The sequence below is a fragment of the Marinobacter sp. C7 genome, assembly GCF_022343555.1.
In the GTDB taxonomy this organism is placed as follows: Bacteria; Pseudomonadota; Gammaproteobacteria; order Pseudomonadales; family Oleiphilaceae; genus Marinobacter.
Genome location: NZ_JAKQZH010000001.1, coordinates 745768 through 760339, shown reverse-complemented (window position 1 = coordinate 760339; position 14572 = coordinate 745768). Strand labels below are relative to the sequence as shown.

At 57.9% G+C, this 14572-nt stretch carries 18 protein-coding genes; 7 read left to right on the top strand and 11 right to left on the bottom strand.

From position 1 onward, the window contains the following. Positions 1-65 precede the first annotated feature (65 nt). From MD273_RS03540 to MD273_RS03530, 3 genes are all read right to left on the bottom strand, one after another. The gene (locus tag MD273_RS03540) at positions 66-797 is read right to left on the bottom strand and encodes a J domain-containing protein (RefSeq protein WP_239036389.1); all 732 of its coding nucleotides are present in this window, start codon (positions 795-797) and stop codon (positions 66-68) included. Between the two features lie 48 nt (positions 798-845). After that, positions 846-1541 (bottom strand): VWA domain-containing protein, encoded by a 696-nt coding sequence (locus MD273_RS03535; protein WP_239036388.1) that lies wholly within the window; start codon positions 1539-1541, stop codon positions 846-848. A gap of 81 nt (positions 1542-1622) precedes the next feature. Beyond that, a complete protein-coding gene (locus tag MD273_RS03530) occupies positions 1623-2078 on the bottom strand; it encodes a GatB/YqeY domain-containing protein (protein WP_239036387.1) in 456 nt (151 codons plus the stop codon). Between the two features lie 264 nt (positions 2079-2342). Between MD273_RS03530 and MD273_RS03525 the strand changes: the two genes are divergently transcribed. The 5 genes from MD273_RS03525 (at position 2343) to MD273_RS03505 (ending at position 5345) form a co-directional block, all read left to right on the top strand. Further along, on the top strand, positions 2343-2729 hold the full coding sequence (locus MD273_RS03525) for a hypothetical protein (RefSeq protein WP_239036386.1): 387 nt from the start codon (positions 2343-2345) through the stop codon (positions 2727-2729). Continuing rightward, the gene (locus MD273_RS03520; protein WP_239036385.1) at positions 2726-3406 is read left to right on the top strand and encodes a hypothetical protein; all 681 of its coding nucleotides are present in this window, start codon (positions 2726-2728) and stop codon (positions 3404-3406) included. The genes MD273_RS03525 and MD273_RS03520 overlap by 4 nt, the downstream gene beginning before the upstream one ends. 75 nt (positions 3407-3481) lie before the next feature. After that, complete coding sequence (locus MD273_RS03515; protein ID WP_239036384.1) at positions 3482-3931, top strand: YHS domain-containing (seleno)protein; 450 nt, start codon at positions 3482-3484, stop codon at positions 3929-3931. Between the two features lie 131 nt (positions 3932-4062). Then, positions 4063-4731, top strand: a complete 669-nt coding sequence (locus MD273_RS03510; protein WP_239036383.1) for a glutathione S-transferase — start codon at positions 4063-4065, stop codon at positions 4729-4731. 35 nt (positions 4732-4766) lie between these two features. Next, complete coding sequence (locus MD273_RS03505) at positions 4767-5345, top strand: NUDIX hydrolase (protein WP_239036382.1); 579 nt, start codon at positions 4767-4769, stop codon at positions 5343-5345. 73 nt (positions 5346-5418) lie between these two features. On the opposite strand, the gene MD273_RS03500 is transcribed toward MD273_RS03505, so the two are convergent. Genes MD273_RS03500 through MD273_RS03485 form a run of 4 tightly spaced genes read right to left on the bottom strand, consistent with a single transcriptional unit; the run spans position 5419 to position 7709 of the window. After that, the gene (locus MD273_RS03500) at positions 5419-6087 is read right to left on the bottom strand and encodes a DUF799 domain-containing protein (RefSeq protein WP_239036381.1); all 669 of its coding nucleotides are present in this window, start codon (positions 6085-6087) and stop codon (positions 5419-5421) included. Then, a complete protein-coding gene (locus MD273_RS03495) occupies positions 6084-6431 on the bottom strand; it encodes a DUF4810 domain-containing protein (RefSeq protein WP_239036380.1) in 348 nt (115 codons plus the stop codon). The genes MD273_RS03500 and MD273_RS03495 overlap by 4 nt, the downstream gene beginning before the upstream one ends. Beyond that, on the bottom strand, positions 6424-6744 hold the full coding sequence (locus tag MD273_RS03490) for a hypothetical protein (RefSeq protein ID WP_239036379.1): 321 nt from the start codon (positions 6742-6744) through the stop codon (positions 6424-6426). The genes MD273_RS03495 and MD273_RS03490 overlap by 8 nt, the downstream gene beginning before the upstream one ends. Next, positions 6741-7709, bottom strand: a complete 969-nt coding sequence (locus MD273_RS03485) for a CsgG/HfaB family protein (protein WP_239036378.1) — start codon at positions 7707-7709, stop codon at positions 6741-6743. The genes MD273_RS03490 and MD273_RS03485 overlap by 4 nt, the downstream gene beginning before the upstream one ends. A gap of 326 nt (positions 7710-8035) precedes the next feature. Here MD273_RS03485 and MD273_RS03480 point away from each other — a divergent pair, with 326 nt between their 5' ends. Then, positions 8036-8767: an SDR family oxidoreductase gene (locus MD273_RS03480; RefSeq protein WP_239036377.1), complete on the top strand. Its 732-nt coding sequence runs from the start codon at positions 8036-8038 to the stop codon at positions 8765-8767. A gap of 108 nt (positions 8768-8875) precedes the next feature. Here MD273_RS03480 and MD273_RS03475 read toward each other — a convergent pair whose 3' ends face one another. The 3 genes from MD273_RS03475 to MD273_RS03465 form a co-directional block, all read right to left on the bottom strand. Beyond that, the gene (locus MD273_RS03475; protein ID WP_239036376.1) at positions 8876-10468 is read right to left on the bottom strand and encodes a BCCT family transporter; all 1593 of its coding nucleotides are present in this window, start codon (positions 10466-10468) and stop codon (positions 8876-8878) included. 176 nt (positions 10469-10644) lie between these two features. Beyond that, on the bottom strand, positions 10645-11520 hold the full coding sequence (sigJ, locus tag MD273_RS03470; RefSeq protein WP_239036375.1) for an RNA polymerase sigma factor SigJ: 876 nt from the start codon (positions 11518-11520) through the stop codon (positions 10645-10647). Next, positions 11507-12712: an NAD(P)/FAD-dependent oxidoreductase gene (locus MD273_RS03465; RefSeq protein ID WP_239036374.1), complete on the bottom strand. Its 1206-nt coding sequence runs from the start codon at positions 12710-12712 to the stop codon at positions 11507-11509. Before MD273_RS03465 ends, sigJ begins: the two co-directional genes overlap by 14 nt. Before the next feature lie 532 nt (positions 12713-13244). On the opposite strand from MD273_RS03465, the gene MD273_RS03460 reads away from it, so the two are divergent. Continuing rightward, a complete protein-coding gene (locus MD273_RS03460) occupies positions 13245-14123 on the top strand; it encodes a patatin-like phospholipase family protein (protein ID WP_285229112.1) in 879 nt (292 codons plus the stop codon). A gap of 28 nt (positions 14124-14151) precedes the next feature. Here MD273_RS03460 and MD273_RS03455 read toward each other — a convergent pair whose 3' ends face one another. After that, complete coding sequence (locus MD273_RS03455; RefSeq protein ID WP_239036373.1) at positions 14152-14556, bottom strand: hypothetical protein; 405 nt, start codon at positions 14554-14556, stop codon at positions 14152-14154. Positions 14557-14572: the final 16 nt, after the last annotated feature.

Below are 14572 nucleotides of genomic sequence, written 5' to 3'. Positions count from 1 at the left end.
AAAACAACCTTGCAAGCTGGAAACATGGGCGACCTGTTTTTCGTTATGGACTGAAATAGACGGAGTCAGCTCAGCAGACGTTCCTTGGCTTCGTTGATACGGGCTGCCAGATAGTTACTTCCACCATGGTCCGGATGCACTTTCTGCATCATCCGGCGGTGAGCCCTGATGATCTCTTCCCGACTGGCCCCGGGCTCCAGTCCGAGGATATCCAGGGCCTCGCTCTCGGTCAGAGGGCCGCCGGAAGATCCGGAATGACCATTCCCACCGGGCTCCCCGCCTCCATTGCCTCCCTCGTCGTCCGCACGCCAGGAGTCACCGAACCGGCGATCAAGGTAGGTTTCGAGCAACCGGGCGGAGTCCTCGTCGTGCCGGCGACAGTACTGCAACAACTCGAGAAATTCGCTTTCACTCAGATCCGCCAGCGCGCGACCTGCCATTGGTCCTTTGAGTACCTTACCGCTCATGGTTCCGGAATCATGGTCCAGAGTCATCTCGAGGATATCGCCGGCTACCCGGGACTGGTTCCCCGTTTGCGCCTCTGCTCCGCCACGACCGGCACCGGCCAGCTGCCCGGTAAACAGAGAGGGGATTACCCGACGCAGTAAAGGGTAAAGAAATGCCAAAGCGGCAAAGAGAATGTGCAAGCGGCCGGTTACGGCCAACAGAATCACCACGCCGATAGCGGCGATCAACGCCAGCTTGAGAATGGCCGGTTTGCGTTGGCTGGCCGGCTGGTTGCGTAACCAGAGCCAGGCGACAACCGATAGAACGATAACCAGTAGCGTAAGCGGCACTCGGACACCCCGGGGCTCACCGGCCCTTTCGATGGATTGTGACAAGCGCTACCTGATCTGCCGCGTCAGGCGCTTGACCTCCGGGGAGCTGCGGCTGGAAAAGTCCTGCAGGGCCTTGGCTCCTCCGGAAGCATAGACCGCAACCGCAGCCATAAGATCCTTGAGAACCTGTGGGCTGTTGCGGTCAAACGGTGCGTAAGCGCCTCCGGAGAGCTTGCTCACCTGTTGGAAGACCGCCCTGGCGTGAGCATCCGCGCCCTCGTGGAACATGAACACCGGAGTGCGCAACAGGCCCAGCTCGCCGGCCGTGTGGCAGAGCTCGTCTACCGGCTCCTCGCAACAATCCCCGATAAACACCACGGCCCTGACAGGCTTTGCACGGGTTTCCTTCACAGCATGGGCCAGCACCCGACTGATCTGGGTGCGCCCACCCCGACAGGACACACCGTTCATCAGGTTCAGCAGCTGACCGGTTTCGGTCACAAACCCGGTGGCCTTGAATTCGCCGAAGCCACGGTAGTAGCAAAGCTGGATAGCCAGCCCACCCAGGTCCCGGGTCGCCAGGAACAGCTCACTTTGCAAATGGCACGCCTGATCCCAGGTCGCCTCCCGGCTTGCGGTGGCATCAAGGGCGAAAATCAGACGGCCCTGATCGCCACCTCGCTTGGGTAGGTTGCGAACTTCGTTGATAAACCGGTCAATAGACTGCTGGTCGGATTTGGTGCGTAGCTCTTTGTCAGACATATGTTTCCGAAACCGCCCGGGCTGGCCGCCATCTAGCTAAAAGCTTAGGGCAAAGACTGCGCATTTCACAGGCCCGACGGATCAGCCCGCCAGCGCTGCGCGCACCTTCTTGCTCAGATGCCCCATGTCGACCCGCCCCAGCACCTGCGGGCGCAGGTGGTTCATGACGCGCCCCATGTCCTGCTTGCCCTGTGCATCGGTCGCACTGATGGCTATCCGGATCAGGCCATCCAGGTCATCCTCGGTAAGGGCGGCGGGCATGAATTCCTCAAGAATCACCATTTCTGCCCGTTCCTTGTCTGCCAGCTCCCCGCGACCGGCATCATCGTATTGACTGGCGGCATCGCGGCGCTGTTTGAGCATCTTGTCCAGCACCTTGAGGACGTCCTCATCGCCCAGGTCACGGCGCTCATCAATCTCGATCTGTTTGACCGCAGACTGAGCCATGCGCAGGGTGGTAAGCCGGATCTTGTCCTTGTTCCGCATCGCGTCCTTCACCGCGTTGCTCAGTTGCTCCTTGAGTGATGCTTCTGCCATCGTCGATCTCCTGTTTTGTTGGGTATTCTCTGGTTTATGGGGACGGACTCCGAAGAATCCAGTGGGGTGCACCTCACGAATGGATTCGGGTGCAGGGGACAGCTTTCTTTTGGCAGCAGATTGACTAAACTTTAAACACCCCGGTGACTGGAGTATGCGGCCATGGAACATTGCCCTGGTTCAACGACATACTTCCCTGAGAACACATCATCACTCTACTCGAGTCACGCGTTTTTTTGGCTGCTGCTCCTGCTCGGCCCTGCATTGTCCCCTCACCTGCTCGCCGATGATCTTTCCCGTCCGCACATGGCCCTGGATGGTAAATCCTTCAGGACCAGTCTTGGCCCGATGGGGCAGCCCGCTGACGTGGATGACCTGCTGGTGTTCGAAGACGGCCAGTTCGTCTCCGAAGAATGCGAGCGGCGTTGCGGCTATGCAAAGGTCGAATACTGGGAGCGGGCACAGGGTAACGGCGTTCAAATGCGAGCCGAAGTACCGTGTACCGATTCGGGGGCCGTGATGTACTGGCGGGGCACCGTCCGGGGGAACGAGATCGAAGGCTCGTTCACCTGGGTAAACAAGCGGTGGTACTGGACCTTCGAGAAAGAATTCTGGTTCAAGGGTCGGCTGGTGGAGGCCGACAACCCATGACCCGGTCGGCCATGCCGGTCAGGCGGCATATGGCCGGGCTACTGAAACTGGCAATTCTGATCACCCTCATTGTTGCGGGCAACCTGCTGACCCAGGGCATCATTGATGGCCTGGATATGGGTATCCGTCCCTCCAACGAGCCCATGCTGCACAAGCTCATCATGACCTCGATGGCGGCCTATATCCTGTTGATGGCGATTCCCTTCGTGCCGGGTGTCGAGATCGGGCTGGCGCTGATGATGATCCTGGGGCCCAAGATCGTACCCCTGGTGTATGGCTGTACTCTGATTTCTCTGTGCCTGGCCTTTCTCATCGGACGGTTGTTACCGGAAAAGAGCATCACGCGCTTTTTGCGGGAAGTGCATCTCGTTCGGGCAGCCACCTTCCTGGAAAGCTTCCACGGGCTGGATTCCGGGCAGCGACTCACACGCCTTCTGGAGAAATCGCCCCGGCGATGGGTGCCTTGGCTATTGAGGCACCGCTACCTCACCCTGATGCTGGCCATCAACCTGCCGGGCAATATGGTGTTGGGCGGAGGAGGAGGGCTGGCGTTGATGGCCGGCATGAGCCGGATGTTCGCCATCCACCGATATGTCCTGGTGGTCGCGGTTGCGATTTCCCCCATTCCTCTCATTCTGATGATATTCGGAGATAGCATTGCCACCTGGCCAATCTGAGCGGTTGTTCGCCAGTAACAAAACCCCGTCAACGGTGTCCCGATAACTGTCACCTTCAAGAAAAGGGGAAACGACATGAACAGGCTATTACCGTTGATCGCCATCGCCCTGCTCTTCGCAACCAACGCGATGGCTTCAGAACCACCGGTCTACACAGGCCTCCTGAGCAATACCGGCGCAGGCGGCTACGACACCGTCAGTTACTTCGAAAAAGGCGAACCCACCAAAGGCTCCGGCGACTATACCGCCGAGTATCTGGGAGCCACCTGGCGATTTGCGAGCGCCGAAAACCTTGCCCGCTTCAAAACCGATCCTGAGCGCTACGCGCCGGCCTACGGTGGCTATTGCGCCTGGGCCGTCAGCCAGGGCTATCTGGCCAAAGGTGACCCCAGGTATTGGACCATCCGTGACGGCCGGCTCTACCTGAATTACAGCCAATCCGTGCAGGACACGTGGCTGGAGGATCCGGACGGATTCATTAGCAAGGCCGATGAGAACTGGCCGGAGGTGCTCGAGCAGGAATGAGAGATCGGAGGCGTAATTCCGTCCAGACTTCGCAAAAATGCAACTCAAGACGCAAAGGTGGTGAACCAAAAAGCCGTCGGCAGCCTACTCTGTTAACCTGCTAATTCTTTAGATGCGAACGGAGTTTCTGCATGATTACGGTTCACCACCTGAACAATTCGCGCTCACAACGCGTTCTCTGGATGCTGGAAGAGCTGGAAGTGCCTTACGAAATCCAGCGCTACGAGCGTGACCCCGAAACCATGCTGGCGCCTGAAAGCCTGAAAGAAGTACACCCGCTGGGCAAATCACCGGTGATCACCGACGGCGACCTGGTGGTGGCGGAGTCCGGTGCCATTATCGAATACCTGGCCCACACCTATGGCAAAGACACCATGCTACCGGAGGGCGGCGGCCAGGCATGGCTGGATTACACCTACTGGCTGCATTACGCCGAAGGCTCCCTGATGCCTCCGCTGGTGATGCGCCTGGTGTTTGAAAAGGTAAAGACCAGCCCGATGCCGTTCTTTGTCAAACCCGTGGCCAAAGGCATTGCCGACAAAACCAATCAGATGTTCCTTGGTCCGATGATCAGGACGCATCTGGATTTCGTCGAATCCCACCTGGCGAAAAACACCTGGTTTCTCGGAGACAACCTCAGCGCGGCGGACATCCAGATGAGCTTTCCACTGGAAGCCTCCGTGGCTCGGGGTATCGTCGGCAGTAACCGGCCTCACATCACTACCTGGGTGGAACGCGTACACGCCAGACCTGCGTACCAGAAGGCTCTTGAAAAAGGCGGGGAATACGACTTTGCCTGAGTAGACAGTCAGCGAACACCGAAGGACAGCGTTCCGTGGCATACAACCGCTGGGCAAGCAACCTGCGCCCCCACAAGATTCCTTTCCGGCGTCGCCTTGCCCGAGCTGCCGTCGCCTTGATCTATCGAAGGTCAGAGAATGGCGTTGTGGAGCTGCTGTTTATCCAGCGGGCCCGTCGGGAAGGCGATCCCTGGTCCGGCGACATGGCCTTTCCGGGCGGGCGCATGCAACCCGAGGATGCCACACCCCGGGCAACCGCCGAACGGGAAACCCTCGAAGAGACCGGCATCGACCTGAGGCATCATGGCCACTTCCGGGCCCGGCTGTCTGACCTGATTACCCGCCGTCACAGCCGCTGGCGACCGATGGTTGTCACCCCCTATGTTTACGAGTGGCGAGGGCCAAAAGGCGTATGGCTGAACCATGAAGTGGAGCGGGTGGTCTGGATTCCCCTCGACTACCTCGCAGCCCCGGAGAACCAGGGCAGTCTTCCCTGGCGCACGCGCCTCGGAACCCTGAACATGCCCTGTTGCCGATATCAGGGCTACTGCATCTGGGGGCTGAGTTACAGCATGTTGAAGGAGTTGCTGGCCTTGGGCGTGATTGGCCATTAACCGGGCTGGTCATACAAAAACAGCCCCATGCGGGGCTGTTTTATCGGTCTCCCTGTGTGTCGGGATTACAGGGTCACTGTGCTCCTTTTACCTTCTGATAGTATTGCTCATACGTCGGGCTATAAGGCCCTGGCGGAACCCCGTTTACGCCGTAGAAAGCCGCCGCATTGGCCTGCCGCGTCAGTGGCAGATAGTTCGGCGCCGCCCTTTCAGCTGCCGCCGTAACAGCCATGGCGACAAGATCGACCAGCGCATTGCCCGAGCTGTTGCTATCCGGGGTGTAGGTCATTCTCTGGCGGGCAGTCCAGAGCTCTGCGCCATCAGCATTCACTATCCGATACTCGAAATCCACCTCCGTTGTGGTCGTCAGCAACATATACTTTGACGTCCACTCGTGAATGGTCACATACAGAATCGAATCTGCCTTGAACAGATTGGCCAGCTGTTCCGGCGGTGCGGCATGAATTTCGGCGGGTTCGTAATACCCCTCGTATTCCAGCAAAGTCTTCACCGTGTTGACGGGGAAAACGTAATAGCCTCGCTCCGCAAGATAGAAAGGTAACGTTGCCAACAGTGAGGTTGTGCTCTGCACATCCGTCGACATGTTGACCGGAGGTACCACCAGAATCGACTTGGGCGCCGCACTGTGAAACGCATTGAGGCGGTCTGGATTACCCGTTGTGGCACAACCGGTGGCCAGGGCGACCAAGACAAACACGAGGAAAAGCTTCAGCGCTCTCATTGTCGGGCCTCCAGGTTCTCTATCAGCATGCCAAGCATCGGGCGGCTTTCAGGCCATGCCTCGTACTCCATTCGGTAAAACTTGAGTGCCGAATCCACGTCCCCCTGTTCCAGCATGAACGTGCCCGCTTCGGCAAACAGTCCCGGGGCGATGGGATGTTCAGGCGTACCTCCGGTCTCGACAAAGGCTATGTAATTCTTCAGGGCTTCCTCCTTTAACGCAGGCTCCTGGTAGACAACAAACAGCGTCTCCTGGTACTGCCCCCATTCGTACAGCCCCTGATTGGTGGCGCATCCCGTCAGCAACACAAACATCAAAAACGGGAGACAAAATCGTTTAGTCATGCGGCCCTACCTTGATAATCCGGTTCACCCCTGCACCGAGGTAAATTTCCTGCTGATAAACCACCTCGCCCTCGGACAGAAGTTCCACCTGGTGGGTGCCATCAATGATTTTGAGCAGGTTTTCGCCGGCCTGGTACTCGCCGACATAACCGTAGGAAACCCCGTCAATCCGGAGCTCATAGTATTCCGAGGCTACCGATGGGAGTTCGAACGCAATACCCGGGCGGTCATCCACAACCTGGGTGTTACGGGTGGGCGCCTGGACACAAGCCGTCAGGGTAAAACTGATCAGTAACGCGAGCAGCATTCTCATTGCTTCTTCTCCTTGACCCGCAGTTCGCTCAGATCATAGCCGTTAAGAGAGCCCTGGGTGATCTCGCCGACTGCCCCCTGTTCCAAAGGATCATCGCCAAACAGACCGACAACAGTCAGCTCGGCAATTTGCTTACCGGGAAGGGAAATCATTGTGCCGGTCGTCCGGGATTTCACTTTCTTGCCGCGTGTCTCAACAGCGAAAACCATCCCCTTGCGGACACCCTGACTCTGGCCACCGCTGATATAAATAAGATCGCCTTCCTGGGCCAGCACGTCGGCTGTCCACGGCTTTTCAAGGAACAGACCTGTCATCTTGTCCACCGCAGCTGTCACGGCCGCGGCAATAGCCTGATCATTCAAACTGCCATCGTATCCGGCCGCAGAGCCAAACCCCATCGTGCGAGCCTGTTCGGTCGAGGAGGAACCCGATCCCGTCACGGACGCGAACACCCTGCCGGTCGTCACGTCCACCAACCGCAGATCCACGGTCGCCGTGGCTTCCTGCTTCTTGGAGGAGGACAGGAAGCCTCGCTCTCCTGTCGTAGCCCGACCAAACTGGGTCAGCGAACCGATGACCAGGGTATCGACGCCGACGATCGAAACCTCCTGACCCGACAGCTCCGCCTCCTTGCTCAACAACTCGATATCCGGGCGCTCAAACACCAGATAGCTTTCGCTGTTGGCCAAAGCCTGCAGGAACATGTCGGTTACCTTGGAACCCAGCTGGTCTTCGGCATTGGAACGCAGCAGGCTACGGCCGTAATTTGTTTCGTTGGAAATGCGACCGACGGCAATCTTTCTTTTCAGACTCAGCCGCTGGGGCTGTTTGTCTTCCAGGGCAGCTTTCTGGGCAGCTCGCTGCTGCTCTGCCGATACCGCAGGCTCAACTTCTGCCATTTGAGGCGTTTGGGTCGCACAGCCTGAAAGAACCCCCAACATCAGCCAGGGAAGGATTTTTTTCATTGATTGGGCTCCTTAACCTGCCAGGAACAGTGGTTTCGAAAAACGGATAACCGTCATGTGACAGCGGGAAGGGAGTGTGCACCAAGGCGTGGAAGATGGTTCCTCTCTGAACCGGATGTCATCCCTTACATGTTGTCATGGCCGATACTTTACAGCATGGATGTGCAGGAGAAAGCTATCGGTATCAAAAAGCTATATATCTTTACAATATTCCTGAAACCACCGCGCTGACACTGTCGTAGCAGGAGCGTCTAAACTTCTTATGGTAGCTACCTGAATGGCGGAGCCTCGATGAAAGCCTATCAACAACAGCCGAAGGAGACGCAATGCCCTCCACAGACAAGCCAATCGCTTTAGTAATCGGAGCAGGAGACCACCTCGGCTCGGCCATCGCCCGGCGCTTTGCGCGCGAGGGGTTCCATCTCGTGGTCACCCGCAGGCGTGGCGACCTGGATGCGCTCAGTTCAGAAATCAGCGCACTGGGATCGGGCGCAACCGCAATTCATTCCGATGCTCGCGACGAATCCCAGGTAATCGACCTGATTGACCGCGTGGAATCCGAGCTTGGCCCAGTGCGGGTCGCCGTCTTCAATGTGGGCGGGAACGTGCGGTATGACATCTGCGAGACGAGTACCCGGGTTTATCGAAAAGTCTGGGAAATGTGTGCACTGGCAGGTTTTCTGGTCGGGCGTGAAGTGGCAAAGAGGATGCTTCCCCGCAACGAGGGAACCATCCTGTTCACCGGCGCATCTGCCAGCCTGCGGGGCGGGCGTGGTTTTGCCGCGTTTGCAGGTGGCAAACATGCCCTGCGAGCGTTAGCGCAGAGCATGGCCCGGGAGCTGGGCCCTCAGGGCATTCACGTAGCCCATGTCGTTGTTGACGGTCTCATACGCAACGAGGTCACCGCGGAGTTCCTGCCGGATCTGTACGCCAGCAAAGGAGAAAACGGCATTATCGAGCCCGACGGCCTCGCGGAAATCTACTGGCAGCTGCACAGGCAACCCCGCTCGGCCTGGACCTTCGAACAGGACGTCCGACCTTTCTCGGAACCCTGGTAGCTACCTTTCCGGCGCAAGGTCAGATCATGACAGACCCCGAGCAATAAAAAGGGGCAGCCCGGAGGCTGCCCTTTATGTTGTTAAGTCGAGCCTTCTGGCTCTCTCCTGTCACACATTACCCTCAGCAATCAGCAACCGGCGCTCATGGTGAAGGCCTTTGAACAGGCTGTAACTCATCACCAGAAGCACCAGGGTGAAGGGCAGACCGACACTCAGGGCACCCGCCTGCAGGGCATTCAAGGCCTGTTCTCCTCCGACGAAAAGCAGCACACCAGCGATACTCCCCTCGGTTACAGCCCAGAAAATCCGCTGGGCCTTGGGCGCGTCGGTCTTGCCGCCTGAGGTGATGCTATCGATCACCAGTGAGCCGGAATCGGAGGAAGTCACAAAGAACGTCAGCACCAGCGTAATGCCGATAAACGATGTGATTGCGGCAAATGGAATGTTCTCCAGGGCCTGGAACATGGCCAGAGATACCTCCGTCAGGCCTTCAGCCCCCAGTACGCCAACGTCACTCTGGACCTGCTCGAGCGCTGTGCCGCCAAAGCCGCTCATCCAGAACGCGGTGATGATCGTCGGAATGATCAATACCGCCGTCACGAATTCGCGCACCGTGCGGCCCCTGGATACCCGGGCTATGAACATGCCCACGAACGGTGACCAGGAAATCCACCAGGCCCAGTAAAACACGGTCCAGCCGTGGAACCAGGTGGTGTCTTCCTCACGGCCGAAGGGGTTACTCAGCGCAAACATGTTCGATGCGTAAGAGGCGGTGGTGTCCCAGAGCCACTGAAAGATCGTCAGGGTGGGACCTGCGAAAATCACAAATACCAGCAGCAGACCCGCCATCACCATATTGGCGTTACTCAGCAGCCTCACGCCACCGTGAATCCCGCGGATTACCGACAGGGTCGCGACCGCCGTGACTCCGGCAATCACGCCAATCTGGACATTGAGACCACTCTCGATATCAAACAGATAGGAAATCCCGGAGGCCGCCTGCTGGGCACCAAAACCAAGTGACGTGGCAAGCCCGAAGATCGTCGCCAGAACGGAGACAGTATCGATGACATTGCCGGGCCAGCCCCATACTTTATCGCCAAGCAGAGGAAAGAAGGCCGAGCGAATGGTCAGCGGAAGGCCCTTGTTAAACGCAAAGAACGACAACGACAGGCCAACAATCGCGTAGATTGCCCAGGGGTGCAGACCCCAGTGATACATGGTGGCGCCCATCGCCAGGCGCGCACCTTCTGCCGTGTTCGGCTCGACACCCAGAGGCGTTCCGTACCAATCGGTGTAATAGGCCACCGGCTCGGCGACAGACCAGAACATGAGTCCCGTGCCCATGCCGGCGGCGAACAGCATCGCGAACCAGGACAACAGGGAAAACTCGGGTTTGGCATCAATACCGCCAATCCGGATCTTGCCCACCGGCATAAAAATCAGAGCCAGGCAGAGCACAACAAACAGGTTGGCACTGAGCAGGAAGCCCCAGTCAAACACGTCAATGGCACCATTCTTGGCGCTATCGAGCAGTTCCTTCGCTCCGGAGGGGAAAATCAGCGTCGCAACCACAAACGCGACAATCAGAAAGGCAGTCAGGGGAAAAACGATGTTGTGAATATCGAAACCGAACCTGGCGATGTTGTCCTGTCCCGCCACGTAATCGGTCTGGTAATCATCTGCAACAACACTACTCAATGTGAGGACTCCTTTAGCTGCATACGTCGGCAGCTGGTTGGAAAATGTACCTCGCGTTGACAGAGCAGATATTTTGAACTCTAAATATTAAACTTTCCAGCCTGACTTACGGTCTTCACGGACCCGGGAAACCCGAAAACCCGGACAGATTCATTATTTGGTGACGGTAATCGAAATCAGCGGCTCAACCCGCGTAGCTTATCCGGATTTCGCACGCTGTAGAGGCGCCACAACTTCCCTTGTCGGAAGGAGAACACCAGCGCGGTCACAGGGTGTCCTCTTTCGTGCACGACCAATCCGGGCTCCCCATTGAGCGTCGCGAGCTCAATGCGCTGCCCGTCGTGCCCACGCCGAACCAGGCGAAACAGAAAGTGGGCGACCCGGTCGACGCCAGTGATCGCGTGCCGCAAGGCGCCAACCCGGCCATTACTGTCGGAATAAACCGTTACATCCCGCGCCAGCCTATTCGTCAAAGCGGCGAAATCTCCTGAGGTACAGGTGGCCATGAACTCCCGGAGCAGGCTCATGTCTGCGCAAGGAAGATGGCACTCCACCTCCCGACCGCCCAGTTTGTCCTGACCGCGGCGGAAGAGCTGCCTGCATGCGGGCTCGCTGACCCCAAGCGTATTGGCGATACTCCGATAGGGCCAGTCAAAGGCCTGTCGCAGAATGAACACCGCCCGCTCACGGGGATTGAGTTGCTCCATCAGGTGAAGGAACGCCATCGAGAGGCTTTGTGCCAGGGCCTGATCCTGCTCCGGTTCGTTATGCAGACTGACCGGCTCGGGTAGCCAATCGCCTGAATATTGCTCGCGGGCCCTGTAGGCAAGGCGGAGGTGATCCAGGCAGGCGCGGGTAGCCACGGTCGTCAGCCAGGCGGACGGGTTCTGTATCGATTGCCTGGGTTGCTGATGAAATCGCAGATAGGTTTCCTGGACGATGTCCTCTGCCTCGCTGAACGAACCGACCATCCGGTAAGCGAGACCAAGCAGCCGTTCGCGATCCGCCTCAAACACCAGACTGTCACCTGCCCGGGCGTCAACCTGCGTCATATTGCCCACCTTCTGCGTGCACATCAGCGTTGCGTGGTTGCGGCCAGCGATAGAGCCGCAGTCCGGTTTTCAACTCCCACTTCGGTGCCAGACAGGTCAATCTGCAGACCCACTCCTTGATCCGCACCGCCCTGTGTCCCGTCGTAACCTTTGCCAGCGGTGTGTCATCCCGCCCGGTCCACTGGATCAAGGCATCCCTGCGCCCAAGGCTAATACAGCGGAACATAAACCCGAAGCGAAAATCGCGGGTTTCCCGGCCCCGTATCGTACGAACGATGTTCTCACCGGCATGGGCTCCCATGGGCAAGGCCAGAACGCAGCCCATACGATAAGGCCGTTGATTGTCGGCAGCGAGGTGGCAGGCATCCCCCGCAATCCACACGGTCTTGTCCGGGCCCACGCTGAGATCCGGCTGGCAGGGGATGCGCCCCCGGGGATCCAGCGTGATATCCGGCGCGCTCCGCGTCAGTTGCCGGCCCAGGCCGGATGCCCGGAATCCGGCAGCAACCACCGTTAGATCGGCCTCCAGACGAGAACCGTCCGTCAGCATGACGGCCGTTTCCGTGACCCTCTGTACCTCGCGCCCCTCCAGCAGGCGGATGTTGAGCCGCCGACACGCAAAGCGCAGGTAACGCTGCCCCTGGTCACTGAAGTCATCGAAGAGACGGCCTCGTGATACCAGGGTAATTCTCAGTGCCGGGAAGCGCTCTGCCAGTTCCGATGCGCTCTCCAGATTCGTCAGGCCCGCGCCGACAAACACGACGTTACCGCCCGTGTCCTGAAGAGATCGGAACCGGCGGGAAAGTGCACTGGTGTCTGCCTGGCCATCGATGAAAACCGCATGCTGCGCGGCCCCCGGAACGGCGCTGCGGTCTACCTCACTGCCCAGCGCAAACAGCAGGTAGTCATAGGCATACCGGGCCGTTCTGGTGGTAACGGACTTTCCCACCACATCAATATCAAGCACCCTGTCCGTCACCAGGCGGGCGTGCCTGTGGCCGAGCCAGTCCCGAATGCTCGGGCTTTGCACAGGTCGCCCTGTCAATACTTCATGCAGGCGGATCCGTTGCTCAAACCTTGACCTGGTCGTGATAACGGTGACGTTTGCCTCCCTGCTTCGCAAAATCCGGCTGGCGGCCATAAGGCCGGCATAGCCGGCTCCGAGAATGAGCACATGGGGAAGTGGCTTCATCTGCTTGCTCCTGATGGTATCGGGTTGTGCAAGCAATGACGGATTGACCGCCAGATTTGTGACACTCCCTGCGAGTTACTCTCTGAAAACCGATTTCACACACTGCGCCCTGAAAAAACCTTCCTCAAGTCCGATATCCCTTTCTAATGCTTTGAGGTATTCCTCTCCTCCTCTGATTTCCAGCTCTCTTTTGATCCAACGTCTGAATACAAATCGTCTGAACAGTATTCGAACTCTATTCACCAATAAAATAATCATTGTTCACCTCCATCCCACCACAAACAGGATAAAAGAGCCTTTTCAAAAGCTATGGATACAGACTCAGGGAAAGGAGACGTGACAGATTGATTTTTCCGGATCTCTGTACCGAAGGAAAACAGCCAGCTCTGTACCGGTCTTCACGATAAGCCTGACGACGGCGAGTATCGGCGGATGGGGTAAATCCTTGCCGCTCTTAGAATTACGCCCGATAACAGGGTAGAATCCGGGCAATAGAAAACCAGAACGGATTTATTTTCCTGAGCGCCGGTGAATGAAACTCAACCCTTTTAACACTCGTATTGGTTTGGCTCTCGGGGGTGGTGCAGCCAAGGGCATTGCTCACATTGGCGTTCTGAAGGCGTTCGAGGAAGAACAGATCCCGATTCATTGCATCTCGGGCACCAGTGCCGGGGCGCTGATCGCGAGTTACTACGCCTTCGGCCGCCCTGCGGAGTCCATCCTGTCGATCTGTTCAACCCTGAACCTGTCAAAGATCATCAACTTCACCTTCGAGCGCGGCGGCCTGTTCAGTACCGATAACGTCCGGGCCATGATCCATCGTGACCTCGGGGATTGCCGGATCGAGGATGCCCACATCCCCCTCGCCATCTGCGCAACGGACATCGAAACCGGCGAACAGCTGGTCTTCCGGAAAGGGAACCTGGCCGACGCCGTCTGTGCATCCATGGCGGTGCCCGGCCTGTTTGTGCCGGTAGAGGTGGATGGCCGGGTCCTGGTGGACGGCGGGCTGGTTGAAAATGTCCCGATTTCGCCACTGGCAGGCATGGGCGCCGGTATTACCGTAGCCATCGACCTGAGTCATGTCAGCCGCTACCCGAAACCGCACGACACCTTTGATGTGATCACCAACGCCATCAACATCGGGATCGATTTCAATACCCGCAACCAGCTGAAAAACGCAGACATCGTGGTGCCACTGGATTTGAGTCGCTACAGCCTGACCAACAACGCCAAATGTGTGGACGAGCTCTACATGGAGGGCTACCACCCCATGAAGGAGAAAATTCGCCGCGTGCTGTGGTACAAGAGGATGAATCTGGTGATTTACCTTCTACACGCGGTCAGGAAGTTGCTGCCCCTCAAGGTGCCCGAGATTATCAAGGATCTTAAGCGCCAGGGATCCTCCTGAGAGCACATCGGTACCGATTCCGAGGCACTCACAGCGCAAAAGGATCGCCTTCGATGGTGCCGGACTCGGAATCGAAGGGATCGGAATCCCCACGAGCCTCGTCTGCAAGCTCCTGGCAGGTCGCCATCTCCATAAGCGCTGCGTAACTCCCGTCCAGCTTCAGGCGCGCAATGGGCTTTCCCCGATACCGGACTTCCAGAACCTGCTGTTCAGCCATTTCCCTCAAGAACCCCGCCTTATCAATATTCATCCAGAGACCCACCAGGGTGTGAAAGGCGATGGCGGTGGCCTCGCCAACCCAGGGCTCCTCCTGATCAAACTGGAAAACGAGATCGTAGTTCTTGCCCTCTTCCAGGGAGGCCCAGTCCCTGTCACCCAGCATGAGGTAGCCATTCCCGGCAAGTTTGTTAAAGCCGACACGGAGTATGGTCATCCCCTCGTACACACGA